Here is a 25,667-nt window from a genome sequence, read left to right as displayed (position 1 = left end):
GTGTCGACGAATTCTGGTGACCAGCAGGCCGTTGCGCCGGTGGGGCTCGACCTGGTCGCGCCCGAGCTGTACGCGCCGATGCTGCGCCGTCTCGCGCTTGCCGCGTCGGGCATCGGGATCGGAGCCGCGCTGCTGGCGGCCACCGTGGTGACCTGGCCGTTCGCCGTCGCCATCGGTCTCGTCGTCGGCGCGCCGACCGTGCTCTATGCTGTCGCGCTGCGGCGTCGTCGAATGTGGTTGGCGGGCACGATGATTCACGCCCGCAGGCTATTCGGTGAGCGGCAGGTGGAGATGTCGGCGGCGACTGGTGTCGAGGTGCTGGTCTTCCCGGCCCGGTTGAGCCGAATCGCTCTTCGGGTTACCGCGGGGGAGGACTCGCAGCTCATCCCGCTCGCTATGTACACCGACGCGGGTAGCGGCCGCGAATTGCACCTGCTCGGTCTGCGCAGGCTGGCCGACGCGCTCGCGGCCAGTCAATTGGCCGCGGCGGTCGCGGTTTCCGCGATGTTGTCGCACCAGTTGCGGGCGGAGGCGCGCGATGCGGGACTGGAGGAGCGGCCGCTGTATCGCGCCGTGCAGTTGGCACGGTCAAAGGACATGGTGTCGCCGATCGTGCTGACCGACGCCGAGGTTGCCGCGCTCGGCTGATCCGGCGCGGCGGGAGATCCGCTGGGACCGTCGTTGCCGCTAGGCCGCACCGGTGGCGCTGCCCACGCGGGGTGTGCGGCCGCGCGGACGGATTACTGTCGCATAGCTCACCACCGGGTTTCGCGGGCGGTGAGAGTCGATAGGGTGGGCAGCGAGAGCCCTCCCACCGCAAGGAGTTCGTCGTGAGCACCGCCGTCGGCACCGCGCCCGTGACTGTCGCCGTTACCGGAGCCGCGGGCCAGATCGCCTACGGCCTGCTGTTCCGGATCGCCTCCGGTGCGATGCTCGGCCCGGACACGCCGGTGCGGGTGCGGCTGCTCGAGATTCCCGCCGCGGTGGCCTCGCTCGAGGGTGTCGCGATGGAGCTGGACGACTGTGCGTTTCCGCTGCTGGAGTCCATCGACATCAGCGACGATCCGTGGATCGGCTTCGCGGGCGCCGACATCGCGCTGCTGGTCGGCGCCCGTCCGCGCACGGCGGGGATGGAGCGCTCGGATCTGCTCGCCGCCAATGGCACGATCTTCACCGAGCAGGGCGCGGCGATCAACGCCAGCGCGGCCGACGACGTGAAGGTGCTTGTGGTGGGGAACCCGGCCAACACCAACGCGTTCATCGCCATGAGCAACGCCCCAGACGTGCCCGCCGAGCGTTTCACCGCGATGACCCGTCTCGACCACAACCGGGCCATCGCCCAGCTGGCCGGGAAGACCGGTGCGCGTGCCGCCGACATCACCCGCGTGGCGATCTGGGGCAACCACTCCGCGACGCAGTACCCGGACATCGCGCACGCCACCATCGCGGGTCGTCCCGCCCTCGGTCTCGTCGGCGACCGCGCCTGGCTGACCGACGACTTCATTCCCACTGTGCAGCAGCGCGGCACCGCCATCATCCAGGCCCGCGGTGCGTCCTCGGCGGCCAGCGCGGCCAGCGCCGCGATCGACCACATCCACGACTGGGTGTGTGGCACCCGGGACGGTGACTGGGTGTCCATGGCCGTTCCCTCGGACGGCTCTTACGGTGTGCCGGAGGGTCTGATCAGCTCGTTCCCGGTGACGTGCGGGAACGGCGGTTACACGATCGTCCCGGATCTGACCATCGACGATTTTGCCGGTGCCCGCATCGGCGCCTCCGTCGCCGAACTCGAGCAGGAACGCGACGCCGTCATCGACCTCGGGTTCGCCAAGCGCGTCTGACGCCTTGTCGTTGCCACGAATTCGCGCGGCGTCCGGCGCCGAGCGGATTCGTCGTGTTCGACCCGCGGGCCTACGTGACAGTCCAGGTTTCGGGCCCGCTGAGCAGCGACTGGAGCGAGTCCGGACCGATCGGCTTGCGCTCGCGGGCCATTTCGGTCTGGGCGCGCACCGCGTCGTCGTAGGTCGGCCGCGTGACGCTGCGGAAGATGCCGGTGACCACGTGGCCGAGATCCTGGTCCGACAGCCGTGAGAGCGCGTAGGCGTACTCGGGGCTGTCGGCGTAGGCGTCGTGCACTACGATATCGGACTCCGTGACGCTGTCGGTACGGGCCACCTCGAGGCGGAAACCGTCGCGCACGACCGCGAATTTGCCCTCGGCGCCGAAGCGGATGGGTTCGCCGTGCCGCAGCGGGACGAGATGGTCCGCGGCGTTCTCCCGTCTAAGCACGTCGAACGAGCCGTCGTTGAAGATCGGGCAGTCCTGCAGGATCTCCACGAACGACGTGCCGCGGTGCTCAGCGGCCGCGCGCAGCACCTCGGTGAGCCCCGCGCGGTCGGAATCCAGGGCGCGGGCAGCGAAGGTCGCCTCGGCGCCGAGTGCGACCGACAGCGTGTTGAACGGGTGGTCCACCGAGCCCATCGGGGTGGACTTGGTGATCTTGCCCTGCTCCGAGGTCGGTGAGTACTGGCCCTTGGTGAGACCATAGATCCGGTTGTTGAACAGCAGGATCGTCATGTTCACGTTACGGCGCAACGCGTGGATGAGATGGTTGCCCCCGATGGACAGCGCGTCACCGTCGCCGGTCACCACCCAGACCGACAGATCGGGGCGGCTGACCGCTAGGCCGGTGGCGATCGCGGGTGCGCGACCGTGGATGGAGTGGATGCCGTAGGCCTCCAGGTAGTACGGGAAGCGGCTGGAGCAGCCGATCCCGGAGACGAACATCAGGTTCTCCCTGCGCAATCCGAGTTCGGCGAGAAATCCCCGCACGGTCGCCAGGATCACGTAGTCGCCGCAGCCAGGGCACCAGCGGACCTCCTGATCGGAGGTGAAGTCCTTCGCCTTCTGCGGTCCGTCCGCCGACGGCACGCCGGACACCCCGGTCAGGCCCAGATCGGTGCCGACGAGCGAGGTTTCCACGATCGTCATTCGTTACCCCCAACCGTGCGGTATGCGGCTGCCTCGCCTGCGCTCGGCCCGGCGCTGGGCTGTGGACGGACTTCGTCCGGCAGTGCTCGATATGTGGCCTGCGCCCGTGCGGCGAAGGCCTTGTCCTGTTCCATGTCTGCGATCGTTCCGTCCAGCGCCGCGTCGATGACCCCGACCAGTTCCTGCGCGGAGAATGCTGTGCCGGCGATCTTCGTCCACGGCTGCACGTCGACCAGGTACTTCGCGCGCAGCAGCATGGCGAGCTGGCCGCCGTTCATCTCCGGCGCGACCACGGTGCGGTAACGGCGTAGCACGTCACCGAGGTTGGCGGGCAACGGATTCAGATTCCGCAGGTGCGCCTGGGCGACCGGCACGCCGCGGCGACGGGCTCGACGGCACGCCTCGCCGATCGGGCCGTAGGAGCTCCCCCAGCCGATCAGCAGCACCTCGGCCGTGCCCTCCGGGTCGTCCACCTCGAGGTCGGGGACGGCGATCGCGTCGATCTTGGCTTGCCGCAACCGGACCATCAGCTCGTGGTTGGCGGGGTCGTAGGAGATGTTGCCGCTGCCGTCCGCCTTCTCCAGTCCGCCGATGCGGTGCGCGCGCCCCTTGGTGCCGGGTACGGCGAGCGGGCGCGCCAACGTGTCGGGGTCACGGGCGTACGGCTGGAACGGGTCGGCGTCGTCGCCCTCCGGCTCGAACGCGGGGTCGATCTGGGCCAGCTCGTCGACGCGTGGAATCGACCACGGTTCCGAACCGTTCGCGATCGCGCCGTCGGACAACAGCAGCACCGGAGTGCGAGAGGTGAGCGCGATCCGTGCCGCCTCCACCGCAGCGGCGAAACAGTCGGCGGGGGAGCGCGGCGCGAGTACCGCCACCGGTGACTCGCCGTTGCGGCCGTAGAGCGCCTGCAACAGGTCGGCCTGCTCGGTCTTGGTCGGCAGGCCGGTGGACGGTCCGCCGCGCTGCACGTCGATCACGACCAGCGGTAGCTCGGTCATTACCGCGAGGCCGATTGTTTCGCTCTTGAGCGCGAGACCGGGCCCTGAGGTGCTGGTGACACCGAGCGCGCCGCCGAGCGCCGCGCCAAGCGCGGCGCCGATTCCGGCGATCTCGTCCTCGGCCTGGAACGTAGTGACGCCGAAGTTCTTGTGCTTGCTCAGCTCGTGCAGGATGTCCGAGGCGGGCGTGATCGGGTACGTGCCGAGGAAGACCGGCAGCCCCGCGAGCTGCCCCGCGGCGATCAGGCCATATGCGAGCGCGGTGTTGCCGGTGATCTGGCGATAGGTGCCCGGCGGCAGCTTGGCGGGCGCGATCTCGTAGGTGGTGGCGAAACTCTCGGTGGTCTCGCCGTAATTCCAGCCCGCGCGGAACGCCAGCACGTTTGCCTCGGCGATCTCCGGCTTCGCCGCGAACTTCTCCCGCATGAACTGTTCGGTGCCGCCGATCGGGCGCCCGTACATCCAGGACAGCAGGCCGAGCGCGAACATGTTCTTCGCGCGCTGGGCGTCCTTCTTCCCGACGCCGGTCGATTCGGTGGCGCCCAGAGTGAGCGACGTCATCGGGACGCGATGCAGCACGAAATCCGACAGTGTCTCGTCCGTCAGCGGATCGGCGCCGTAGCCGACCTTCGCGAGGGTGCGCTTGGTGAACTCGTCGGTGTTGGCGATGACGGTGGCGCCGCGCGGGAGATCCTCCAGGTTGGCCTTGAGCGCGGCGGGGTTCATCGCGACCAGCACGTCGGGCTGATCGCCGGCGGTGAGGATGTCGTAATCGGCGATCTGGATCTGGAACGACGAGACACCGGGCAACGTGCCCTGCGGCGCCCTGATCTCGGCGGGAAAGTTCGGTTGGGTGGCCAAGTCGTTGCCGAACGCGGCGGCCTCGTGGGTGAAGCGATCGCCGGTCAGCTGCATCCCGTCCCCGGAGTCCCCGGCGAACCGAATGACGACCTTTTCCAATTTCGCTGTGCCGACATCACTTTGGTGCGAAACCATGTGCCTGCTTCACTTCCTCGTCGATGAGAGGTGCCATCGCCAAACTACTCCGTCGAGCGCGGTGCGTGCCCCCGAAGCGCGCGGTCCGTCCGGAATCGGCGGTGGAGGCGTCAGGCGAACAATGCCAGCTGTGGGTCTGCCGTGTGTGGAGTTTCGGATGGTGTCTGCGGTTCAGTTGTCCTTCGCGGCGTCAGACCGTGCTCGGCCAGCAGCGGATCGACCCGCCCGCGCAGCCATGCAGAGTATTCCGGCGTCACGTACGCGCCGCGGCCGTAGAGCCGGCGGTAGCGGCGCAGCAGGGCGGGATGGTGTTCGGCCAGCCAGGTCAGGAACCAGCCCCTCGTGCTGCCGCGCAGGTGCATCGGAAACGCGACGGCCGAGCCTGCGCCGGCCTCGGCGATGGCGCCGAGGATCGCGTCCAGGTGCGCTCGGCTGTCGGTGAGACCGGGAATCACCGGTGCGACCATGACATTTACCGTGAACCCCGCGTCGGTGAGTGCGCGCACGAGATCCAGCCGTGCCCGGGGCGACGGCGTCCCGGGTTCCAGGCTGTGGTGCAGGTCCTGATCGAGGATCGCGATGGATACCGCGAGGCCGACCCGCACCTCGCGGGCGGCCGATGTGAGCAACGGCAGGTCCCGGCGCAGCAGCGTGCCCTTGGTGAGGATGGAGAACGGGGTGCCGGAATCGGTCAGCGCGCGAATGACGCCCGGCATCAATCGATACCGGCCCTCCGCGCGCTGGTACGGGTCGGTATTGGTGCCCAGCGCCACCGGCTCACGGCGCCAGGACCGCTTGCCGAGCTCCTTGCGCAGCACCGCGGCGATATTCGTCTTCACCACGATCTGCGAATCGAAGTCCCGGCCCGCGTCCAGGTCCAGATACTCGTGTGTGCCGCGCGCGAAACAGTATCGGCACGCGTGGGAACAGCCGCGCATCGGATTGACGGTCCAATGGAACGGCAGGTTCGCGCCCTCGGGCATCTTGTTCAGCGCGCTCTTGCACAGCACCTCGTGGAATGTGACGCCGTCGAACTCAGGCGTCTGTACGGTGCGCACGAAACCGGCCCGGGACAGCCCGGGCAGGGCGCCGTCATCGGCGTCCAAGGTTTGGCTTTGCCACCGCACACTTTCAGTCGAACATGCGTTCTAGTAACTGTCAAGCAATCTGCCGGGCGCCGGGTGGCGTCAGCCGGGTCGGATCGGCAAAGAAGGCGACCAGATCGCGGACGGTTTCGTCGACAGGGCGCGGCTGGTAGCCGAGCTCGCGCTCGGCCTTGCCGTGGTCCACGATCGGCGCGGAGATCAGTGCGCCGAGCGCGGCCTTGGAGATGATGTCGGAGTTGAACAGTTTGCCGATCGGCGCGAGCACCGGGATGATGCCGGACACGATCTTGGGGGAGATGGCGAACTGCGGCCCCTTCTTGCCGCCGTGGCTCGCGGCCAGGCGGCACAGGTCCAGCATCGAGATCATCGATCCGCCGAGCAGGTAGTTCTCGCCGGTGCGGCCGTGTTCGCCGGCCAGTAGTAGGCCTTTGGCCACGTCGCGTACGTCGACCAGGTCGAAGCCGCCGCCGATCATGGCAGGCACCCGGCCCCGCGCCGCGTCCTCGAGCGTCCGGTTGATCCGGGACAGCGGCCTGCTGTAGTCGAGCGGGCCAAAGACGCCGGTGGGGTTGCACAGCACCGCGTCCAAGCCCTGGTCGATCACCTTGCGTAGTTCCACCTCGCCCGCCCATTTCGAGCGGTCGTAGACCGGCAGCGCCGTCTCGGCCGACCGTGGCGCGCTCTCGTCGATCCGGCCGCCGCAGCTGTATTGGTTGAATGCGTGGATGGAGCTGGCGTGCACCATCCGCCGCGCGCCGACGGCAAGCGCCGCCTCGGCGACCACGCGCACGCCCTCGGTGTTCACCTGCCAGGCAAGGTCGTTCTTCTCGGCGAGGGTGATCACTGCGACAAGGTGGTAGACGACTTCGGCGCCGGTCAGTGCGGCGCGCATCGCCGCTGGATCGAGTACGTCGCCGCGTACCCACGACACATCCGGCGCGGCGGCCGCGTCGGGGACCGTCCGATCGATGGCGGTGACCTCGTGGCCGTGCTCGGCGAGCAGGGGGAGCAGATTCGTGCCAAGGTAGCCGGCTGCGCCGGTCACTGCGACCTTCATGGCACCGAGAATATAGAACTTGTTCTAACACGCAAATCGCAGCGAACACGCGATGTTTGCGTGCTCATAAGGTCATATCCTACCGTCCGGTGGTCGCGCGGAGTCCGTCGGTTGTGCCGCGAGCGGATGCCGGGCGGCGTCCGCCAGTGGATGAGGCTCGCCGGTCAGGGTCGACAGAGCATGGGCAACCTCGGGCAGTCCGGCTCGGACATAGGTGAAGGTTGCCCCGGTGGAAGTACTGGCTCGTTGGCCGTGGCCCGCGTAAGCGCGGGCTACGGCGTAACTGTATTCGCGCTCGACCCAGGTGAGGGTGGTGTGGCGAAGCCAGTGGATGCTGAATTGGAGGGTGTCGGCCCATGGCAGGTGGTCTCGCAGGCGCTCACTGAGATAGTCGAAGCGACGGCGGCCCATCGGTCTGCCATTGCGGTACCGCAGAAGCTTGGTCGTCGTATCGATTCCCCCGCGGCTCCCGATGTGCTGCAGCAGATGATTTGTCAGTGACGGGGATATAGGTTGCCAGCGGACTGTGCCGCCCTTCTCGTGAAGCTGGACCAGGCAGTCGGTGCTGTTGAGGTTTCCCACATCGAGGGCGAGGGAGCCGCCGCGTCGACACGCAGTTTCCAGGTGTAGACGGAAGATGAGAGCGTCGAGTTCGGGGTCATTGCCTGTCGTGGACGCAACCTCGGCGAGTTCCATGACCTGAGTCCGCGACAAGGCATGGCGCGAACTGGGGAGCTGTGGTGGGCGTGAGATTTTGCTGGCAGGGTTGTCGGCTGGGTGTATGAGAACGTCGCGCTCGGCGTAGCGGTAGATACACCTCAACGCCGAGATCAAGCTGGCAGCGGCTCCGCGGCCATCGCGAGAGTTGGATCGCACGACGGCGTCGGCCCGATGCTGGTTGACGAGCCGGTCGATTTCGGTGGATGTAACACCATCTAGTTTTCTCGGACCCCAGGCTCTCTCGATTACTCGCCAGTACGATTCGTAGTTCTTGACGGTGACGGGTGGGAGCGACTCGCGCAATTGTGTGAGGTACGAGGTAAACGTCGGAACCTCCGTGGACGGAGGCATCGCGATGGACAGGTCCTCGATGGTGAGCCCGAGCCGGGACAGTAGATGCAATGCGGTGGCGACATCGTCCGACTTCATGACTTCGGTGCCCGAAGGTGGAGATGTTTGCTCGCCATTGCGTCGGCGACATACGCGGTGGAGTAGACCACCAGCAGGTCACCGTATGGCGCTGCGAGGAGTAGGACGCGATCGGTGAGCCCGATGTGGGACTCGCGGCGTAGCCGGGCCGGCAGACTGAGGTAGCCGGCGGCGCCGATGGTCCATCGGCCGGTCGGCTCGGCCGCGACGATGACGAGCCCTGGCTCGGCGGACAGGGCGATCGGCTGGCCCGGTTCCCAACGCAGGGTTTTGATTGCGGAGCGTTCACCGAGGCGTCCCCTGATATCGACCGTGGTTGTTGCCAAGTAGATCTCACCGATCGGGCTGACCGGCTCGGTTAAGGGAAACCGTAGGGGAACGCTGTCGAACTGTGACGGTTTGCGGTTCGAGGTGAACAAGCCACTGAAACCGACAAGTGTGTCGGGCTGAATGCTGTTGTTGATCGGTGGCCGGGCAGGCATAAGGATCTCGCTTCTCGTCCCAGCCTGCTGATCCTCCCGTATCCATGAAACCCGATCTTCGGCAATTTCGCCACACCGAGCCGTAACCGGAGTCGTCGCCAGCAGATGAGGGCGGCTGCGAGATTGAGGAATCCGTGGTGGATATCGGTGCGGCGTTCCCAGCGGGTGGCCAGGCGCCGGTATTGGTGGAGCAGGGCAAGGGATTGTTCGACGACCCATCGCCCCGAGACTTTGTCGCGGGTGCCGCGGCGCGGGATGTAGCCGTGATGCCTCGTTGCCGCAGTTCGTTGTGGACGCGGGGATAGTCGTAGCCCTTGTCCGCGATCAAGGTGGTGATCCGGCGGCGTGGCCGACCCGGCGGTCCGCGCAGTGGCCTGACCTTGTCGAGTAGTTCGGGCAGTACCAGCTGGTCGTTGACGTTGGCCGCAGACAGTGTGATCGCGAGTGGTAATCCGTTGCCGCAGGGCAGGATGTGCTGTTTCGAGCCGGTCTTGCGGCGGTCGACCGCACTCGGGCCGGTGTCGGCGCCCCTAATCGCCCGCACATGCGAGCCGTCGGGGATGACCCGGTCGAAATCGATCAACCCGGCAGCGTGACAGTGAGCCAGCATCGACTCGTGCACGGCCTCGAACACCCCAGCCTTCTGCCAGTCCCGCACCCTGCGCCAGCAGGTCATCCCGGACCTGAAACCCAACTCCTGGGGCAAGTCCTCCCACCCGATCCCGGTGAACAGCACGAACAGGATGACCTGCAACGGCAGTCGGTCGTCCATCCGCGCCGGACCGGGTTTCCCAGGCTCGCGGACCGGCAGTAGCGGTTCGATCACTGCCCACAACTGGTCATCCACGATCCACGGCGCATGCACCCTCGGCGACCCGTAGATCCCGCCGGAACTGGTGTGGATATCGATGATCTCAGCCAGCAACTGTTCATCCTGCAATCGCCGCGACGACGGATTCCTCGCCCGCTCGACCCACCCGTAATAGGTCGAGGACGCGATGCCTAGCACCCGTAGTACGAGCTCGACCGGCTGCTGCGGATGCTCCTTGACAAACCGCATGATCACCTCCGGACCTGGTCGAGCTCCGAGGCGAATACGCACTCGCAGAACGCAACACCGCGTTGACCCGCTCGAGCTCGGCAACCTTCTTACGCAGCTGCCGATTCTCGGCGACCATGTCACCTGCCGTCTGCCCGCCTCGAACATCTCTAACGCTCGCATACGACGCTTCCGCGACACGTCGAAATCCCGACGGCATTGGTGCGCTCGCCCTTTCGGACCCTCTCTCGCCCACCCGACGGTAGCATCCCCTTCGGCACATAGCGACTGTCCTACACCACAGCACAATCCGACCGGAACGACTCACTGAGTTACCGAAGGCTCTTTTATTGAACTGAAACTTCTTGATTGCCTTGCTCGTTGAGGATGCGTGAGTGATCAGGACCTGCGGCGGTTGTCACCCGCTGCGCAGGAGGTGGTGCGGCTGCGGGTGGTGGCCGCGCTGGAGTCGGAACGGGTACGCAGCTACGGCGAGGCTGCCGAGGTGTTCGGTGTCTCGCGGCGTTCGGTGGGTACGTGGTGGCGTAGGTACCAGGCTGGGGGTCGGGAAGCGCTTGCCGCGCCGGTGAAATCTCGTACCGGCCGAGACGAGCTGATCAGCGCCGAGGACCGGGCGGTGTTGTTCGCCGCGATGGCCGACTACACCCCCGAGGAGTTGTTGATCGGCGGCCCGTTGTGGACCCGCGCCCTGGTCGCCGAGCTGATCCGCATGGTCGTCGGGGTCGTCATGACCGAGCAGGGTGTGGGCAAATGGCTGCGCCGCCACGGGTTCACTCCGCAACGCCCGGCGCGGCGGGCCTACCAGCAGAAACCCGATAAGGTGCGGGCCTGGCTGGATACCGAGTACCCCGCCATCGTCGCTCGCGTCCGCAGCGAGAACGCGGTGGTGGCCTGGACCGATCAGTGCGGGCTGCGCAGCGACACCGCCCCTCCAGGGCGTAGCTGGGCGCCGAAGGGCAGCACACCGGTGGTGCATGTGAACGGCAAACGCCTGCGCGTCAACATCATGTCCGCCATCGCTTTTCGTGGCGCACTGTGGTTCTCGGTGTTCACCGGCCGCTTCACCGCGAAGGTGTTCATCACCTTTCTCGACCGGCTCGCCCGCCAGGCCGGCCGCAAGGTCCATGTCATTGCCGACCGGCACCCGGTGCATCGCAGCAAGGCGGTGACCGCATGGCTGGCCGCCAACGCCCACCGCATCGAGCTGCACCTGATGCCCGGCTACAGTCCCGAGCTCAACCCCGACGAGATCCTCAACGCCGACATCAAACGACACGTCCACCCCGCCCGCGCCCGCTCCCGCAACGACCTCGCCCGCGAAACCCGCCGGTTCCCGCACCGCCGCCAGCGGCAACCCGACATCGTGCGCGGCTACTTCCACGCCCCACACGTCCGCTACACGACCCTGGAGGAAATGACATAGTTTCGGCTCAATAAGGCTCGGGGCTGCTTGTAGGTAGTCGTTGTAGGTGGCCCCTGAGCATGGGCCGATGTGTAGCACCTTCCGATTGCCTGAGGCTTGTCATTTGTCGGGTTGAGCGGTTTCAGGGCCGGAAGGTTGGGAAAAGGGTGCCAGATTTCCGAATTCTGCCGGGCCGGTGTGGTCTTTCATCGGCTCATCAGCTGCTGCAGCGCTTCCGGTCGGTTATCTCGACTATCGACCTGCACCATCGGGCCGTACCGTTCGGTGCACTGTCCAGCGCACAGTTGACATGGCGCTCGACACCCGACCTCCCAGCGAGTTGTCGGGGCGACGCTGACCGGATCGCCCGGAGAACAGCGATGACCACGACGGCCGCGTGGCCCCGCCCACGACCCGACGTGTCCTCGCTCGTCGTGGAGCGGCCGAATCGAGCAAGTATCGCAACGCGAATCGCCCACCCGCTGCTGCGCGGCACGATCGGACTCGGATTGGCAACCTTGGCCCGGACCGGCGGCCACCACCAACTCGAACAGCTGTCGCGACTCGGTCGTCTCGCCGATCTCCCGGCCACTCTGCTCGTTCCCCCGCACGGCACCAAACGCGCAACTGTGCAGTGGGCAAAGTTCCGCGCCGAATGGTTATGGCACAAAGACTATCGTCAGCTACCGAAAACGGAGGGTTGGAATGTTCGAAGCCATTCCCAGTAGGGCCGAATGTCCCCGCAGCAACGACCAGGTATCGAGGAATCGTGACAGCGAAGACGTTGACCGCAAAAGATATCGACAAATTGATACTGGCCGATCGGGTGCACGGAAGCCTCTACACCGACCCGGATATCTTCGAAGCCGAGATATCGATCATATTCGAGCAGGGTTAGGCCTTCATCGGGCACGAGAAGGAGGTCCCATCCCCGGGGGACTTCCGCACGAGTTACGTTGGCGTCAGCCCGTGATCGTTTGTCGGGAGTCGGGCACAAAAATCAGCGCGAGGAGGTGGAAATGAGCAGCGAACGCGACAGGGTCGGCCACCCTGACACGCTGACGCAGATCCAGGAACAGATACGCATTATCGAAGAGACGCAGCGGCAGCGCGTCCTTCTGACTGCGACAGCCTTGTCGCGCGACAAGCGGGTCAGGGTGACTGTCAACACAAACGGTATGGTGATCGAGACCCGTTTCGCTTCCGATATCAGCCAAGTATTTACCGCCGATGAACTGGCAAAGACCGTGACCGAAGTCGTTCAGGCCGCCGCAGCCGCAGTGGATTGTAAGAATCAGGAGCTGATAGCATCGTTGGCAGCGAAGCAGGCGCTTCTGCCGCGAATGCCGGAACCCGCCGAAGGAATATCGGCATGAATTCCGAAATGCCTGCGACGCGTTCCACAGATTCGCACGGCTCCTCCGAGCGTGCTCCAGGTGGGACGACGATTTAATTGCAAAACGCCCACTCGAAGCAACAAAGAAGCTGCACCGGAGCGTGTTTTTTGTGTCCGGCGGGGACTATGCACTGACACGACAGTTGTATCATTGTGCTCGGCGCCGAGCCGCGTCGGGAGTCCGCTCGTCTGGACAGGGGTCGATGTCTGCCGGCAGCGTGGGTCAATAGTGAGAGTGTCAGAATTTTTGTGGGCGAAACGATGACCATTCCACCTATTTTCCAGTTACCCGTTCACCGTAGAAAGGTGCGCGCGTGTTCAGTATATTCTTCCGGCGATCTTTCCAGTGATGTTCTGCCGATTTTTCAACGAATTCCGTATGACGGGGTAGAGTATCTTGAGTGCGGCTTGCTTGTTCGGGAAGTGACCACGCTGACGAGTGGCATGCCGGAACCGAGAGTTTAGGCTTACTATCGCATTCGCGGTGTAGACGAGTTTCCGGATCGGGGCCGGGAATTTCAGGAACGAGGCTGGGGAGCCAGCCGGCGATCTCGGCCATCATTGAATCGGCAGGGGCGGCGAGGAGCGTCGCGTCGGCGGGCCGAACGGTGATGAGCACACCGAGAACTGAGCGTCCCGCCCGCAGCGGAAGGATCAGCGCTGGACCCAGCTGGGCAGCGGGTCGTGGTGGGGTCGGTCCTATCGTGGTGGTGGTGGTGGTGGTGGTGGGTGCGGTGGTGGTGGTTTCCAGCCGTTTCGGTGGGGTCGTCGGATGGTTTCGGTGCGGACTTGGTCGATGGTGTCTTTGGGGATGTGTTCGATGATCTCCTCGCGTGAGGAGATGGCCAGTTTGCGGCGGATTGCGGCCATTTGGGCGTCGATGGTTCTGGCCGATTTTCCGCGGCGGGCGGCGATCTCGGGGTTGGTCCATCCGGCCGTAGCGAGGATGGCGACTTGCTGTTCGGCAGGTGTCAGCCCGTGCCAGTGTGATGTGGTGGCCTTCACCGGTGGGGTGTCGACGCTCAGCGTACCCAGGGCCAGCCGCTGCACTTCGTTGTGCTCCGGACGCAGACGCGAGCCTCGGGTTTCGGCTGCGGCGTAGGCATCGGATCCGAGCAGCCGGCGGGCGACAGCGACAGCTTTATCGGACTCCTCGGCATATGGCCTCATCTGTGCGAGGTTGATGCCGAGTCTGGCTCGGAGGGTTTTCACTCCACCGGTCAGGTGGGCGATTTCGGTGGCCACGGCGACCAACCTGGTGTGGTCGGGGTTTCCGGCCGCGACCGCATCGGTGATCAGACGCGCCAACGACCAGGCCCGCATCTCCACCACCATCCACCCGACATACGCGTCGCCGGCGGCGAGTTGATAGGCCAGCGAGGACCGTCCTACGGCCAACGCCTCGGCGGGATCGCCGTGTTTGGTCAAGGCGATCGCCAAACCGAGTTCGGCCCAGGACTTATCCCACGGCGCTCCGGACACACTCGCGCGGTCGTAGCAACGCCGGGAGATTTCGAGGGCTTGGTGAGAGGTTCCCAGCAGGCCCGCAGCAACGGCTGCGGACGATTCGGTTCGCGATGCCGCGACGTAATTGCCGAGGGCATCGAATTTGTCCCGGGCGCGGGTGAGCGCAGTGACGGCGCGGGCATCGAGGTGAACGTAGAGCAGCTCTGCCCCCCACGCGAATTCGGCGGGGGCGGGCAGGCCGATATCGGATTCAGCGGTGTGTCGCCAGTTCCGTCTGGTGTCCGGGTCGGGGATGCAGGCGGCGACGCAGTCCTCGAGCATCCGCTCGGCGTCCTCGTCACAGCCTTGAAGCGCAGCGAGCAAGGCGATCGTGGCCATGGCCCCGATCTGCAGGTCGGTGGGCTGCGGGGTCGAGGTCCGGGTGGCATCGAGGCAACGTTGCGTCCAACGACGATGTTCTCCTATCGCGCCACCGACACCGACCGCTTGCAGGGCGGTGAGCCCGAGACAGATCTCCAGCCCGGCCTCAGCCTGGCAGGGGGAGGCGATGCTTGTCTCGATCGCGATCAGGATATTGGCCCAAGCCGCTCGAGCCCACTCCAGCAGATTCTGTCCTTCAGGGCCGGACCAGTGGACTGCGGCGTAGGCGATTTTGTCGTGGTAGTAGCGGCGGTGGCGGTCGCCCAGCCGGCTGGGTTCGTCGATCTCGGCGGTGGGGCGGTGACGCAGTCGCTGCTGAGCGAACACCCGCAGGCTTTCCAACAGGGAATACCGCACCGTAGTAGGTGTCATGTGCACCGACACCAGCGACTGATCGACCAACCGTTCGAGCAGCTCCCCGATCTCGTGGCGAGCCAGGACCACACCGGGACTACCGCCGTCATCGTCGGTTGCACTGTTATCGCTGTCGGTGTTCTCGTCATCGCTGCAGATGGCTTCGATGGCCTCCAGGTCGGCTCCGACATCCAAAGCGACATCGGCATCGATGTCGTCGGGGTTGGTGGCATAACCTGCGGCGAACACCGACAGCCGGTCGAAGAGCAGGCGTTCTTTGTCGCTGCACAGGTTGTAGGACCAGGCGATCACGTCGGTGACCGCGCGATGCCGAGGCTCGGTACCAACAGAAGGGCCGCGCGACCAGCGCAATCGTGTGTCATCGGCGTGGCCGGTAAGTCCCTGCAGGATCATCGCCAGCGGTTGGTGACGCAGTCGTGCCGACGCCAACTCGATATAGAGGGGGTGGTTGTTCACGTGGCGGCAGATCGCGGCGGCCATCGTGGTCTGGTCTGTGCCGGTGATGGTGTGGCCGGTGAGTTCGGCTCTGTGCCGAAACAGCATCAAGGCATGCTGGCGAGGCAGGGGCGGGACGGTGATCAGGTATTCGTCGGCCCAGCCGAGGGGCTCGCGGCTGGTGGCCACAACCGTCAACTCCGGTACCGCATCGAGCAGGTCCGCGGTCACCAGAGCGACCCCCGCCAGGACATGCTCGCAGTTGTCCAGCACAAGCACGGTCCGCGGAACGCCCCCGGTCGAGTCGGTGCGGGTAAGCCTGTCGACCAGAGCATCTGCTGCCGACCGTCCGGAGAAATCGGCCTCGATCACCGCGTGGGCGATCTCTTCCTCGAGCGCGACCGTGTCAGAACCAGCGGCCAACCGCGCCAGCCGCACCCAATACACTCGCATCTCCCCGGCTCCGGCTCCGGCTCCGGCTTTGGCGAACCGGCCGACAGCTTCGGCGGCCAGCCGGGTCTTCCCGATCCCGCCCGCGCCAGTGAGGGTGATCAACCGCGCCGAACCCACCAACAGCGTGCTGATCCTCTCCAGCTCACGGTCCCGACCCACGAAATTGTGGGCAGAAGCTGGGAGGTTCCCCACGCGTCCCCGCCACCTAACCTGCACACCACGGGATTCTACCCTCGCACCCCAAGGACCATGCCAGCCAGAACGTGGCCTACCCACGGGTAGCGGCAGGGTCAACGCCCAACCTGACAACGCGAACGACGTCACTGACGAAGTCACGATCCAGATCTCAGGTCGGGTGCCCAGGGGATTCTCGCCCCTGGGTCCCACAGAATGGAGGGCGACAGTCTCCCGTCTATGCCGAATTCGGCATAGCTCGGTATATCCCGAGACCGGATTAGGGTCCGTCCAGCCAACGGCTCTGTCTCACATTCGGCGATAAGCAGTTACGCGAGGAGGGTGCGGTGGCGGTAGTAAGGGGAATCCTGCAGGTCCGTACATCTGTTGCCGTTTGATTAGTTTTATCGTATTGATGCCCTTGACGGGATCGTTGCTGTGAGGCAGGGTCAGTCCGGCGACGGTGACGGTGACGTCGCGGTCCTGGTCGAGGCCGGCGAGGAAGGGTTCGAGTTCGCTCAGTCCGGCTTCGCGGACCTGCTTGACCCAGGTGTCGAGGTCCGCGCCGCGGCGCTAAGTCATGAGGCGGGCGAACTCACGGACCAGCTGACCAGGGCGGTCATCTCCGGACGCTCGGCGGTGATCTCGTCGTCAGGGCGCAACGGGTATTGGGCAAGTCGGCGGTGCGAGTCAGGATCCAGCTGGTGAAACGCCTGGCAGGCAATGTGATTCGGCCGCCGTCGAGGCGGCTTGGTTGACGTATCTGTAGAGCAAATTGAGGCCTCCGGTGTTGATCTCGGCGAACAGCCGCAGGGACCGGCACGCCGGGGTCTGCGGCGCGTCGAGCGCGCAGGTGGTCGCGGTATGGGTCGGCCAGGCAGGACCGGTATTGCGGTGGTCGACGCAGCCGGTACGGCTCGGGTGAGCGAGCGTAGCGTTTGACGGTGTTCAGCGAGACACCGAGTCTGCGCGAGCGATCCAGCGATCCGACTCCTTCGTCGAGCAGATCGTGGACGGCGTGCCAGCGCTGCTGGGTGGTCAGCCATCCTTTGAGCTGCTGATACTTCGGTGCCGCGGTCGACCAGCAGGCACTGTGGGCGACCACCACCCTCACCAATCCATGCCACAAATGCCACCGATCCGACACCTGCGTCGCACCGGGCGGACCACGTCGGATGGCATCGGCATATGCGGTGGAGCCGTCGCGCACGACAAACCTCGACACCCGGATGCTCGCGCAGCCATGCCTGAACAGGCTCCGATCTGCGGTCAGCCAACACATCGATCCGCTCGCGGGTCACGGGCATCGATCACGACGGTGCCGTATCGGTGGCGGCGACGCAGTGCGAAATCGTCCACGCTGACCACGTTCGGTACGCGTCGCTGGAGCAACGGAATACGCAGCCGAACCTGGATGGCGGTACGTCTCGACACGCGCATCGACAGTGCCGATAACAGATGAGTGCTCGCTTACCAGGCCAGCTCACGCACAACCGCACGCAGCTGGGTGGTTATGCGTGTAGTGCGTGGCTGATAGCGTTCGATGACGGCAGGCACCTGTTCGCGCAACGTTCTGCGGCACAATTTGTTGCACACACCAGCCGCCGAATCAGCATGTGCACGACCATCGATTGACCGTCCAGCGGCAGATCGGTCACCGTCCGCAGGTGATACCCGTGGACACTGCTCGACTCCGCCCCGCAACCTGGGCACCCGGCGACACCGCTCGGCGTCTTGGCCCGCACCACATCGGCCCCGGCCATTACATCATCGATGATCAACCGGAACCGGTCAAACCGGATGAGACAAGTCAGGCTGCGTGTTCTGTGTCGGTGTTGTCCTTCGGGGGTTCGTTGATCCAGGTGGATTCGGGGAGTTTCGGTGGTGTTGGTGGGTGCCGGAATCGTTGGGGGTTGGCGAGGTAGGCGATGGTGAGGACCTCGGCGCGTTTGGCACGGATCACGCTAGTGTTTCGCGCCTGAAATCCGTTGCAGATATCGGGCGAGAGAGTCGAGGATCTCCTCGGCCGTCTTGCGCCAGACGAACGGACGCGGGTTGGTGTTCCATTGGTCGACCCAGTTGCGGACGTCTTTCTCCAGTGCGGCAACGCTTTTGTGGACACTGCGGCGTAGCAGTTGCTGGGTGAGGAAGCCGAACCAGCGTTCGACCTGGTTGAGCCACGACGAGCCGGTCGGGGTGAAATGCACGTGGAAGCGCGGGTGCGCCGCGAGCCATTGCTGGACCAGCGGGGTCTTGTGGGTGGCGTAGTTGTCGCAGACCACGTGCACGTCCAGCTCGGCGGGTACAGCCTTGTCGATGCTGGTCAGAAACTTGCGGAACTCGGTCGCTCGGTGGCGGCGGTGCAGTTCGCCGATCACTGTGCCATCGGCGATGTTGAACGCAGCGAACAGACTGGTCGTGTCGTGGCGGGCATAGTCGTGGGTGCGCCGCTCCGGCATGCCCGGCATCATCGGCAGCACGGGCTGCGACCGATCCAGAGCCTGGATCTGGCTCTTCTCATCGACACAGAGCACCACCGCTCGTTCGGGCGGATTATGGTACAAGCCAACGACATCCACGACCTTCTCCACGAACAACGGATCGGTGGAAAGCTTGAACCCATCGGTCAGATGCGGTTTCAGCTCGAACCGCCGCCAGATCCGCCCGACCGTCGATTTCGACAACCCGGTCCGCTCGGCCATCGCCGACCGCGACCAGTGTGTGGCATCGGAGGGTAGTTGTTCGAGAGTCAACTCGACCACCTGCTGCACCTGATCCAGCAGGATCGACGGCGGTCGACCCGGCCGCTGCTCATCGGCCAGACCCGCCAGCCCGTACTCGATGAAACGGCCCCGCCACTTACGCACCGTCATCGCCGACACGCCTACCTCGGCCGCTACATGGGTGTTGAACGCTCCCGGCTCGGCACACGCCAACACGATCCGGCACCGCAACGCATACGCCTGCGTCGACGTCGCCGCCCGCGCACCCCGCACCAACTCCCGACGCTGCGCCTCGGTCACCACCAAATCCGGACCCGATCTCGGGCGCCCAGTCCTCGCCACCGCCGAATCCTACAATTAACCAACGAATTTCAGGCGCGGAACACTAGGGGTGCCGTCGTGAACCGTTGCGTGAGTGTGTAATCCGATCCAGGAATGGTGGTGGTCGGTGTTGCAGTAGGTGAAGAACGCTCGGCAGAACCGGTCGGCCGCGCCGATAGAGGCGAACCGTTCCGGGAGCGACGGGCAGTACTTCAATGTCTTGAACTGCGCCTCGGAGTACGGGTTGTCGTTGCTGACCCATGGGCGGGAGTGTGAGCGGGTGACGCCCAGATCGACCAGCAAGGCGCTGACGGGTTTGCTGGTTCTCGACGCCCCGTTGTCGGCATGGATGTATCCGGGGAGGATCCCGTTGTTCGCGGCGACGGCGTCGGGCTGGAATCGCCGTGCCACACACAACCGGATTCAGATGGCACGAGCTTCCAGTGAATGACCATGCGGAAGAAGATGTCCAGCATGACCAGTAGGTCGTAGTAGATGCCCTTGTGTGGTCCCTTCAGTTTGGTGACGTCCCACGACCACACCTGGTTCGGGCCGGTGGCCACCAACTCCGGCTTTGTCCGGGCCGGGTGGCTGGCCTGACGGCGCCGTTCTTTCGCTGTGGGCACGTAGCAGCCGGTACATGGTGGAGATCGAACACAAATAGGTGCCCTCGTCGAGCAGGGTTCGCCCACACCTGCGCCGGTGACTTGCCGGCGAACCGATCGCTGCGCAGCGCCATGAGCACCGCGGCCTGCTCGGCGGCGGTCAGGGAGGCCGATGCACCACCGGCCGCCGAGGCCCCTGCTCGGGTGGCTTCGGGTTACGGTGCCGATGCAGCGTGGCCCGGGACTTGCCGGTCAACAGGCAGGCAGCGGTGACTCCGACCAGCGGTTCCAGCTCGGTCACTGCAGAATTGATCACTTCGGCGGCTTGGTCTCGAAATCCGCGCTGTCGGACAGCATTTCCAACAGCTCGTGCGCTTTCCCAGAATTTGCAACGCCTTCGGGGTCTTGGCCAGCTCCGCTGCCAGACGGGCGTTCTCGGCTCCCAGCTTCTCAGCTCGCCGCTCGGCGTCGGACTTGGCCGGTTTGGGCCCAGAAGGCCTGGCGGACAGGGCGTTCAACGCCCCCGCATCCCGGGCGCGGCGCCACTCGATCACATGCGAGTGATACAGGCCCTCCCGCCGCAACAACGCACCCCGAGCACCCGGCTCGGTCAACTGTTCCCACTCGGCCACGATCGCCAGCTTGTACTCCGGGGTGAACCGGCGCCGCTTCAGCCGATCGCTACGAGGGCCCTTCTCCGCTGCTGCCACCACACCATCCTCGGCGGGCAGATCAGCCACACTCAATGTCACGCTCGAGACTCTCTGATCTCGCCCTACTCGACTACATCAAACCGACCATACGGCCTGTATCAATTGAGTCTGACAGAGAGGGAACGGCGACAAACCGAAAAAACAAACGCCACAGGGACATTAGCAACACACACGAACTGGTAGTTCTGCCCCAAACCGCGGGTTACCACCGGATGTGGGACAGAGCCGAAGTGCGCAGTCGCTATAAGTGCGCACGCCGGCGCTTGTAGGTAGGCGTCGTAGGTAGGCCCCTGAGCATGGGCCGATGTGTGGCACCTTCCGATCGCATGAGGCTTGTCATTGTCGGGTTGAGCGATTTCAGGGCCGGAAGGTTGGAAAAGGGTGCGACGTTTCCGAGTTCGGCGGTGTGGTCTTTCGTCGGCTCACCAGCTGCTGCAGCGCTTCCGGTCGGTTATCTCGACTATCGGCCGGCAGCATCGGGTTGGGGAAGTTCCGCGCCGGGTTATGGCACAAAGACTATCGACAGCTACCGAAACGTTTGCCCAGTTCAGCGAGTACTTCTGCCCGATCTGGCAGTTGCACTCCCCGTGCAGCCACCAGCAGGCTTGATCACGCCGATCACCGGCACAAACGCCATTTCTCAGCGAAGGGTTTCCACGGATCCAGGCTCAGGCCGCAAATGTTGCAGTACGTAATGCTTCAAGAAGAAGATGCTTATGAGAAAAGAAAACGAGCCAGAGCACGAGTTTTCGCCCGGAGTTCTTGTAGATTCCCTCGCAACCCGTGCCCTCTCATCCCCTTCCCTTTCGACCCGCCGCCTGCGTGTGGTCGTGCACGATTATCTGGGTCATCCACATCAGTTGGAGCTGAGTCGCGAGTTGGCCCGCCGGGGCCATTATGTCTTGCATCTGTACTGCAACAGTTGCTCGGTGCCGAGAGGGCGAGCGGTGCGGCTACCGGATGACCCGCTGGATCTCACGGTGCGCGGCATGCCCGGACCGCGGCCGGGTGCACATTCCTGGCGGCGACGTACTGCCGAGTTGGGCTATGCCCGCCGTGTTGCTGCCGCCATCAAGGAGTTCCGGGGTGAGATCGTTGTGTCCGGGAATGCTCCGCCGCAGGTTCAGCTCGAGTTACGACGCCGTACGCGCCGGAAGTCGAGATTCGTGTCATGGGTCCAGGACATGGTCAACGTCCCCATCACGGCACAGGTAGGTGCAACTCCTTTTCTTGGTTCCTCCAGGGGTCTGCAGTTGCGCATCGATCGGGCCTTGGAGCGCTGCGCGTTGGCGCTGAGCCGTGATGTGATCACCATCGCTCCCAACTTCGTCCGGCGCCTACGGGATATCGGGATCCCCCAGGATCGAATAGAGCTGATCCCTAACTGGGGACCGACCGAACTTCTCCATGCCCAGCCGCGACCATGGCCGCCCATACAAGACCTTGCGGACCAGAAAATCATCCTGTACGCGGGCACCTTGGATGGTCGACATGGCTCCCATCTGCTGGCCGCTCTGGCGGAGGCATGCCACCGCTCGAGCAAGGGTGTTGTTGTCGTCACCAGCGAGGGAACGGCAGCCGATGAGCTGAAAGCCCGCTCATCGCACCGCCTGCGGGTGTGCGGATTCCAGCCCTACGAGCAGGTGCCCGACATGCTGGCGGCTGCTGATCTGCTCATCGTCTCCGTGAGCCCGGAGGCCGCAGAAATGTCTGTTCCCTCGAAAGTTTTATCCTACCTTTGCGCCGGCCGAGCGGTGTTTGCCGCGGTTCCGTCCGACAGCCCGGTGGCCGACCTGATCCGAGATTCAGGGGCAGGAGTTGTCACACCTCCCGAGGATCCGCGGCGATGTGCCGAGACGGCGCTCGCGCTACTCGATGACCCTGATCGGCTCGCTGCGATGGGTCGCGCTGGTCGCCTTTACGCAGAGAAGCATTTCGATCTCGATCGGATCACGCGTCGGTTCGAACAAGTTTTCCTGTCCGCTGTCAACAGTAAATACGAAAAAGGAAAGACATCAGCATGAGCTCAAGAGGTATCGTGGTCGTCGCAGGTGGCGGCGGCTTCATCGGTGGTCACCTGGTCGCCCGCTTATTAGCGGACGGCTACCACGTCAGCTCGGTCGACATCAAACCACTCGACGAATGGTTCCAGGTGCACACGGGGGCCGAGAATCGTGTCGCCGACCTCTCCTCTCTCGCGGAGGCGCGGGCGGCGGTGGCCGGCGCCGATGTGGTTTACAATCTCGCCGCCGACATGGGTGGAATCGGTTTCATCGAAAATTTCAAAGCTCAGTGCATGCTTTCGGTGCTGATCAATACCCACCTGCTGCTGGCGAGCCGGGCCGCCGGCATCCAGCGGTACTTCTACGCATCCTCGGCGTGCATCTACCCCGCCGGACGGCAGGACTCACCCGAAGTGGTGCCGCTGGCCGAGCAGATGGCGTACCCGGCGATGCCCGAGGACGGCTATGGCTGGGAGAAGCTGTTCAGCGAGCGGATGTGCAGGCATTTCACCGAGGACTTCGCCCTGCCCACCCGAGTGGCTCGCTTCCACAACGTCTACGGCCCGCACGGCACCTGGCGCGGCGGCCGAGAGAAGGCGCCGGCCGCGATCTGCCGAAAAGTCGCCGAAGCCATCTTGCTCGACAATTCCACGATCGACATCTGGGGAGACGGACTGCAGACCCGCAGCTTCATGTACATCGAGGACTGCGTCGAGGGCATCGTCCGCATCATGAACAGCGATATCGACGAGCCGCTGAACCTCGGCAGCTCCGAGCTGGTCACCATCCGCCAACTCGTCGACATCGTGTCCGGGATCGCCGGTCTGCAACCAAACTGCCGATACCAGCTCGACGCCCCCCAAGGCGTGCGGGGCCGTAACAGCGACAACACGCTGATCCGGGCCCGGCTCGGCTGGGAACCGACCACGTCCCTGGTCGACGGCCTCGCCGAGACCTACGCCTGGGTGTACAAAGAGGTCAGCGACGCCTACGCCGCCAGGGTTGGACAGTGCGCCTGAAACACCGACCGGCACGCTGGGCGAACTGGCCGCAATCGGTGCACTGCTCACCGGCCCGAGTGGTCCGGCCAGCACATGAGCACGAGATCGTCCACATAGTCCGGCAGGCGGTTGCCGATGGGCTGACGTTGCGGGTCGCTGGCGCGGGCCACTCCTTCGCGCCGCTGGTGTGTACCGACGGGGTACTGCTGGATATCACCCGCCTAGAAGGGTGTGTCGGTATCGACACAGCGGCAGGTACGGCGACCTTTTGGGCCGGCACCCCGGTCCGCGACGTCAACCGCATACTGGCTGCCGATGGTCTGGCGCTGGCCACTATGGGGACCAGCCGGTCGAGCACCATCGCCGGTGCGGTGATCACCGGCACGCACGGCAATTGCACGAACGCCGCGGTGATGGCGCAGCATCTCACCGCGTTCCGGCTGATCACCGCCTGTGGCGAAATACTCGACTGCAGCCCGCACAGCAACCCGGACATCTTCGGAACTGGCCGCATATCATTGGGCGCCCTCGGGGTCGTCACGCAGGTCACGCTCCGTTGTGTGCCGGCCTTTGCACTCCATACAGCACGAATGTGCCACTCACTCTCCGGATTCAGCACGCTGGCGGATTCCATCCTGGACCAGGCCAGTTATGCGTCGGCATGGTGGTACCCCGACTCGGAGCACGTCGTGCTCGAGCAAGCGCAGCCGGTGCGCAAGCTCCTGCGCAAGCCGGTATCGAAAGATATTGCTGGTGACGTCGTGCTGTGGGCGGCGGTCACCGCTGGCAGAATTCAGCCCCGCTACACCCGACTCGCGCGACGGCCCCCGTCCGGATACCGGTCGAGAACCCTGCCGAATTCCGCAGCGCTCACCGTCTCCCAGCGCATACCGTTCCATGCCTTGGAGTACGCGATCCCGATCGGTGAGTTGACTACCGTACTACACACCTTCCGGGCAATGCTGCAGGAGGAGGCCACCGGCATGCCCTGGCCCATCGAGATCCGCTTCAGCCGACGCGATGATCTGCCGCTCAGCCTTGCCGAGAGCCGGGATACGGCATACCTCAACATCGTCGTAGATCCCCGCCGCCGCGACATGAGCCATGTTCTCTGGCTTGCGGAGCGCGTCCTGGCCGACCTCGACGGCAGACCTCATCTCGCCAAACTGCACTCCCTGGATACGGACGAGATCGCCCGCTGCTACCCGGCGGTCGAGCAATTGGACCAACTACGCCGAACGATCGACCCGAGTCGAGTCTTCTCCAACCCTTACCTGGAAAGGATCCTCGGGTGGTAGCGGTGCGTCGGCTCGGACGGGCGGGCCTCGTTGTCGGCCCGCATTCCCTCGGCGGCGCACAACTCGGCAACCTCGACGGCCCGCTCACCGAGGCCGACTGGCGTGGCATCATCACCACCGCCTGGGACTTCGGCGTCCGCTACATCGACACAGCGCCTCACTACGGCCTCGGCCTGTCCGAGCAGCGTCTCGGCGAGTACCTGCCCAACCTGCCACGTGAGGAGGTGCTGATCTCCACCAAGGTGGGGCGGCTGCTGCTGCCATCGACCATCGACGGGTGGGATAGCGAGGGGTTTGCGGTGCCGGCAAACCACCTGCGCGTCTTCGACTTCAGCCGGGACGGGATCCTCCGATCCCTCGAGACCAGCCTGGACCGACTGCGGCTCGAGCGCATCGACATCGTCTTCGTGCATGACCCCGACAAACACTACCGACAGGCATTAACCGAAGCATTCCCCACCTTGGAGGAGCTCCGCAGCCAAGGCGTTATCCGCTCGTACGGCGCAGGAATGAATCAAACGGCTATGCTCACCGACTTCGTCCACCACACCGACCTGGATGTTGTGCTGGTCGCAGGACGCTATACCCTGCTGGATCAGACCGCCCTGAACGATCTACTACCCCTGTGTGAGGCGCGCGGCGTATCCGTCGTCGCGGCAGGGGTGTTCAATTCAGGGCTGCTTGCCACTCCAACGCCGTCGCCGACCGCCACTTACGACTACAAGCCCACCCCTGTCGAACTCCTGGTTCGGGCGCGCCGGATCGCCGAAGTGTGTGCACTCCACGACACGACCCTCCCCGCAGCCGCCGCTCAGTTCCCATTGACGCATCCCGCGATTGCCACCGTCTGCCTCGGCGCCCGCACACCGGACCAGGTCAAACGCAACGCGCGACTCTTCGCAGAGACTGTTCCCGACTCGGTGTGGGCCGACCTGAAAGCCGAGCGATTACTGCGCGACGACACTCCGGTACACACAAAATCCCTGACGCGAGAAGTTCGTTGACGCGGCGGAGTATCTCCCTAGATTCGGAGTTGGAC

Annotated in this window: 22 protein-coding genes and 2 pseudogenes; 10 read left to right on the top strand and 14 right to left on the bottom strand. The window is 64.9% G+C overall.

All coding sequences use genetic code 11. The features are described from left to right. Both OHB12_RS12600 and OHB12_RS12595 read left to right on the top strand, forming a co-directional pair. Positions 1 to 648 (top strand): hypothetical protein, encoded by a 648-nt coding sequence (locus OHB12_RS12600; RefSeq protein ID WP_327119166.1) that lies wholly within the window; start codon positions 1 to 3, stop codon positions 646 to 648. Positions 649 to 830: 182 nt separating this feature from the next. Beyond that, positions 831 to 1,841, top strand: a complete 1,011-nt coding sequence (locus OHB12_RS12595; protein WP_327119164.1) for a malate dehydrogenase — start codon at positions 831 to 833, stop codon at positions 1,839 to 1,841. Positions 1,842 to 1,911: 70 nt separating this feature from the next. Here OHB12_RS12595 and OHB12_RS12590 read toward each other — a convergent pair whose 3' ends face one another. The 7 genes and pseudogenes from OHB12_RS12590 to OHB12_RS12560 form a co-directional block, all read right to left on the bottom strand. Continuing rightward, complete coding sequence (locus tag OHB12_RS12590; RefSeq protein WP_327119162.1) at positions 1,912 to 2,991, bottom strand: 2-oxoacid:ferredoxin oxidoreductase subunit beta; 1,080 nt, start codon at positions 2,989 to 2,991, stop codon at positions 1,912 to 1,914. Then, positions 2,988 to 4,988: a 2-oxoacid:acceptor oxidoreductase subunit alpha gene (locus OHB12_RS12585; RefSeq protein ID WP_327119160.1), complete on the bottom strand. Its 2,001-nt coding sequence runs from the start codon at positions 4,986 to 4,988 to the stop codon at positions 2,988 to 2,990. The genes OHB12_RS12590 and OHB12_RS12585 overlap by 4 nt, the downstream gene beginning before the upstream one ends. Before the next feature lie 110 nt (positions 4,989 to 5,098). Then, positions 5,099 to 6,115 carry an Rv2578c family radical SAM protein gene (locus tag OHB12_RS12580; protein ID WP_327119158.1) on the bottom strand — a complete coding sequence of 339 codons (1,017 nt, stop codon included), beginning with the start codon at positions 6,113 to 6,115 and terminating at the stop codon, positions 5,099 to 5,101. Between the two features lie 31 nt (positions 6,116 to 6,146). Beyond that, on the bottom strand, positions 6,147 to 7,151 hold the full coding sequence (locus tag OHB12_RS12575; protein ID WP_327119156.1) for an NAD-dependent epimerase/dehydratase family protein: 1,005 nt from the start codon (positions 7,149 to 7,151) through the stop codon (positions 6,147 to 6,149). Between the two features lie 72 nt (positions 7,152 to 7,223). After that, positions 7,224 to 8,300, bottom strand: a complete 1,077-nt coding sequence (locus tag OHB12_RS12570; protein ID WP_327119154.1) for a tyrosine-type recombinase/integrase — start codon at positions 8,298 to 8,300, stop codon at positions 7,224 to 7,226. Further along, positions 8,297 to 8,626 (bottom strand): hypothetical protein, encoded by a 330-nt coding sequence (locus tag OHB12_RS12565; RefSeq protein WP_327119152.1) that lies wholly within the window; start codon positions 8,624 to 8,626, stop codon positions 8,297 to 8,299. Before OHB12_RS12565 ends, OHB12_RS12570 begins: the two co-directional genes overlap by 4 nt. A gap of 242 nt (positions 8,627 to 8,868) precedes the next feature. Continuing rightward, positions 8,869 to 9,632, bottom strand: a pseudogene (locus OHB12_RS12560) (IS5 family transposase); the annotation flags it as partial. A 580-nt stretch (positions 9,633 to 10,212) separates the two neighbouring features. On the opposite strand from OHB12_RS12560, the gene OHB12_RS12555 reads away from it, so the two are divergent. From OHB12_RS12555 to OHB12_RS12545, 3 genes are all read left to right on the top strand, one after another. Beyond that, complete coding sequence (locus tag OHB12_RS12555) at positions 10,213 to 11,265, top strand: IS630 family transposase (RefSeq protein WP_327119051.1); 1,053 nt, start codon at positions 10,213 to 10,215, stop codon at positions 11,263 to 11,265. A 748-nt stretch (positions 11,266 to 12,013) separates the two neighbouring features. Next, positions 12,014 to 12,142: a hypothetical protein gene (locus OHB12_RS12550; RefSeq protein ID WP_327119150.1), complete on the top strand. Its 129-nt coding sequence runs from the start codon at positions 12,014 to 12,016 to the stop codon at positions 12,140 to 12,142. Between the two features lie 121 nt (positions 12,143 to 12,263). Continuing rightward, positions 12,264 to 12,620 carry a YbaB/EbfC family nucleoid-associated protein gene (locus OHB12_RS12545; RefSeq protein WP_327119148.1) on the top strand — a complete coding sequence of 119 codons (357 nt, stop codon included), beginning with the start codon at positions 12,264 to 12,266 and terminating at the stop codon, positions 12,618 to 12,620. Positions 12,621 to 12,914: 294 nt separating this feature from the next. Here the strand turns inward: OHB12_RS12545 and OHB12_RS12540 are convergent. Together OHB12_RS12540 and OHB12_RS12535 are read right to left on the bottom strand one after the other, a co-directional pair. Then, a pseudogene (locus OHB12_RS12540) lies at positions 12,915 to 13,165 on the bottom strand (transposase); the annotation flags it as partial. A gap of 174 nt (positions 13,166 to 13,339) precedes the next feature. Next, positions 13,340 to 15,982 carry an ATP-binding protein gene (locus OHB12_RS12535; RefSeq protein WP_327119146.1) on the bottom strand — a complete coding sequence of 881 codons (2,643 nt, stop codon included), beginning with the start codon at positions 15,980 to 15,982 and terminating at the stop codon, positions 13,340 to 13,342. 420 nt (positions 15,983 to 16,402) lie between these two features. On the opposite strand from OHB12_RS12535, the gene OHB12_RS36305 reads away from it, so the two are divergent. Beyond that, positions 16,403 to 16,672, top strand: a complete 270-nt coding sequence (locus OHB12_RS36305; RefSeq protein WP_442800023.1) for a hypothetical protein — start codon at positions 16,403 to 16,405, stop codon at positions 16,670 to 16,672. Positions 16,673 to 17,475: 803 nt separating this feature from the next. On the opposite strand, the gene OHB12_RS36300 is transcribed toward OHB12_RS36305, so the two are convergent. From OHB12_RS36300 to OHB12_RS12510, 5 genes are all read right to left on the bottom strand, one after another. After that, complete coding sequence (locus tag OHB12_RS36300) at positions 17,476 to 17,727, bottom strand: transposase family protein (protein WP_442800022.1); 252 nt, start codon at positions 17,725 to 17,727, stop codon at positions 17,476 to 17,478. Positions 17,728 to 17,774: 47 nt separating this feature from the next. Further along, a complete protein-coding gene (locus tag OHB12_RS12525) occupies positions 17,775 to 17,927 on the bottom strand; it encodes a hypothetical protein (protein ID WP_442800021.1) in 153 nt (50 codons plus the stop codon). Position 17,928: 1 nt separating this feature from the next. After that, entirely contained in the window at positions 17,929 to 19,029 is a 1,101-nt protein-coding gene (locus OHB12_RS12520) for an IS630 family transposase (protein ID WP_327119144.1), read from the bottom strand. Between the two features lie 15 nt (positions 19,030 to 19,044). Beyond that, positions 19,045 to 19,419 carry an integrase core domain-containing protein gene (locus OHB12_RS12515; RefSeq protein ID WP_327119142.1) on the bottom strand — a complete coding sequence of 125 codons (375 nt, stop codon included), beginning with the start codon at positions 19,417 to 19,419 and terminating at the stop codon, positions 19,045 to 19,047. 354 nt (positions 19,420 to 19,773) lie between these two features. After that, a complete protein-coding gene (locus OHB12_RS12510) occupies positions 19,774 to 19,914 on the bottom strand; it encodes a hypothetical protein (protein ID WP_327119140.1) in 141 nt (46 codons plus the stop codon). Between the two features lie 1,128 nt (positions 19,915 to 21,042). Here OHB12_RS12510 and OHB12_RS12505 point away from each other — a divergent pair. The 4 genes from OHB12_RS12505 to OHB12_RS12490 are packed head-to-tail and all read left to right on the top strand — an operon-like array spanning position 21,043 to position 25,632. Next, the gene (locus OHB12_RS12505) at positions 21,043 to 22,350 is read left to right on the top strand and encodes a glycosyltransferase family 4 protein (protein WP_327119138.1); all 1,308 of its coding nucleotides are present in this window, start codon (positions 21,043 to 21,045) and stop codon (positions 22,348 to 22,350) included. Then, positions 22,347 to 23,348 carry an NAD-dependent epimerase/dehydratase family protein gene (locus OHB12_RS12500; protein WP_327119136.1) on the top strand — a complete coding sequence of 334 codons (1,002 nt, stop codon included), beginning with the start codon at positions 22,347 to 22,349 and terminating at the stop codon, positions 23,346 to 23,348. Before OHB12_RS12505 ends, OHB12_RS12500 begins: the two co-directional genes overlap by 4 nt. Further along, a complete protein-coding gene (locus tag OHB12_RS12495; RefSeq protein ID WP_327119134.1) occupies positions 23,339 to 24,628 on the top strand; it encodes a D-arabinono-1,4-lactone oxidase in 1,290 nt (429 codons plus the stop codon). The genes OHB12_RS12500 and OHB12_RS12495 overlap by 10 nt, the downstream gene beginning before the upstream one ends. Beyond that, a complete protein-coding gene (locus OHB12_RS12490) occupies positions 24,622 to 25,632 on the top strand; it encodes an aldo/keto reductase (protein WP_327119132.1) in 1,011 nt (336 codons plus the stop codon). The genes OHB12_RS12495 and OHB12_RS12490 overlap by 7 nt, the downstream gene beginning before the upstream one ends. Positions 25,633 to 25,667 lie beyond the last annotated feature (35 nt).

This window comes from Nocardia sp. NBC_01730 (assembly GCF_035920445.1).
Lineage (GTDB): Bacteria > Actinomycetota > Actinomycetes > Mycobacteriales > Mycobacteriaceae > Nocardia.
The sequence above is the reverse complement of the archived record's forward strand: the minus strand, read 5'-3'. Positions and strand labels throughout refer to the sequence as shown.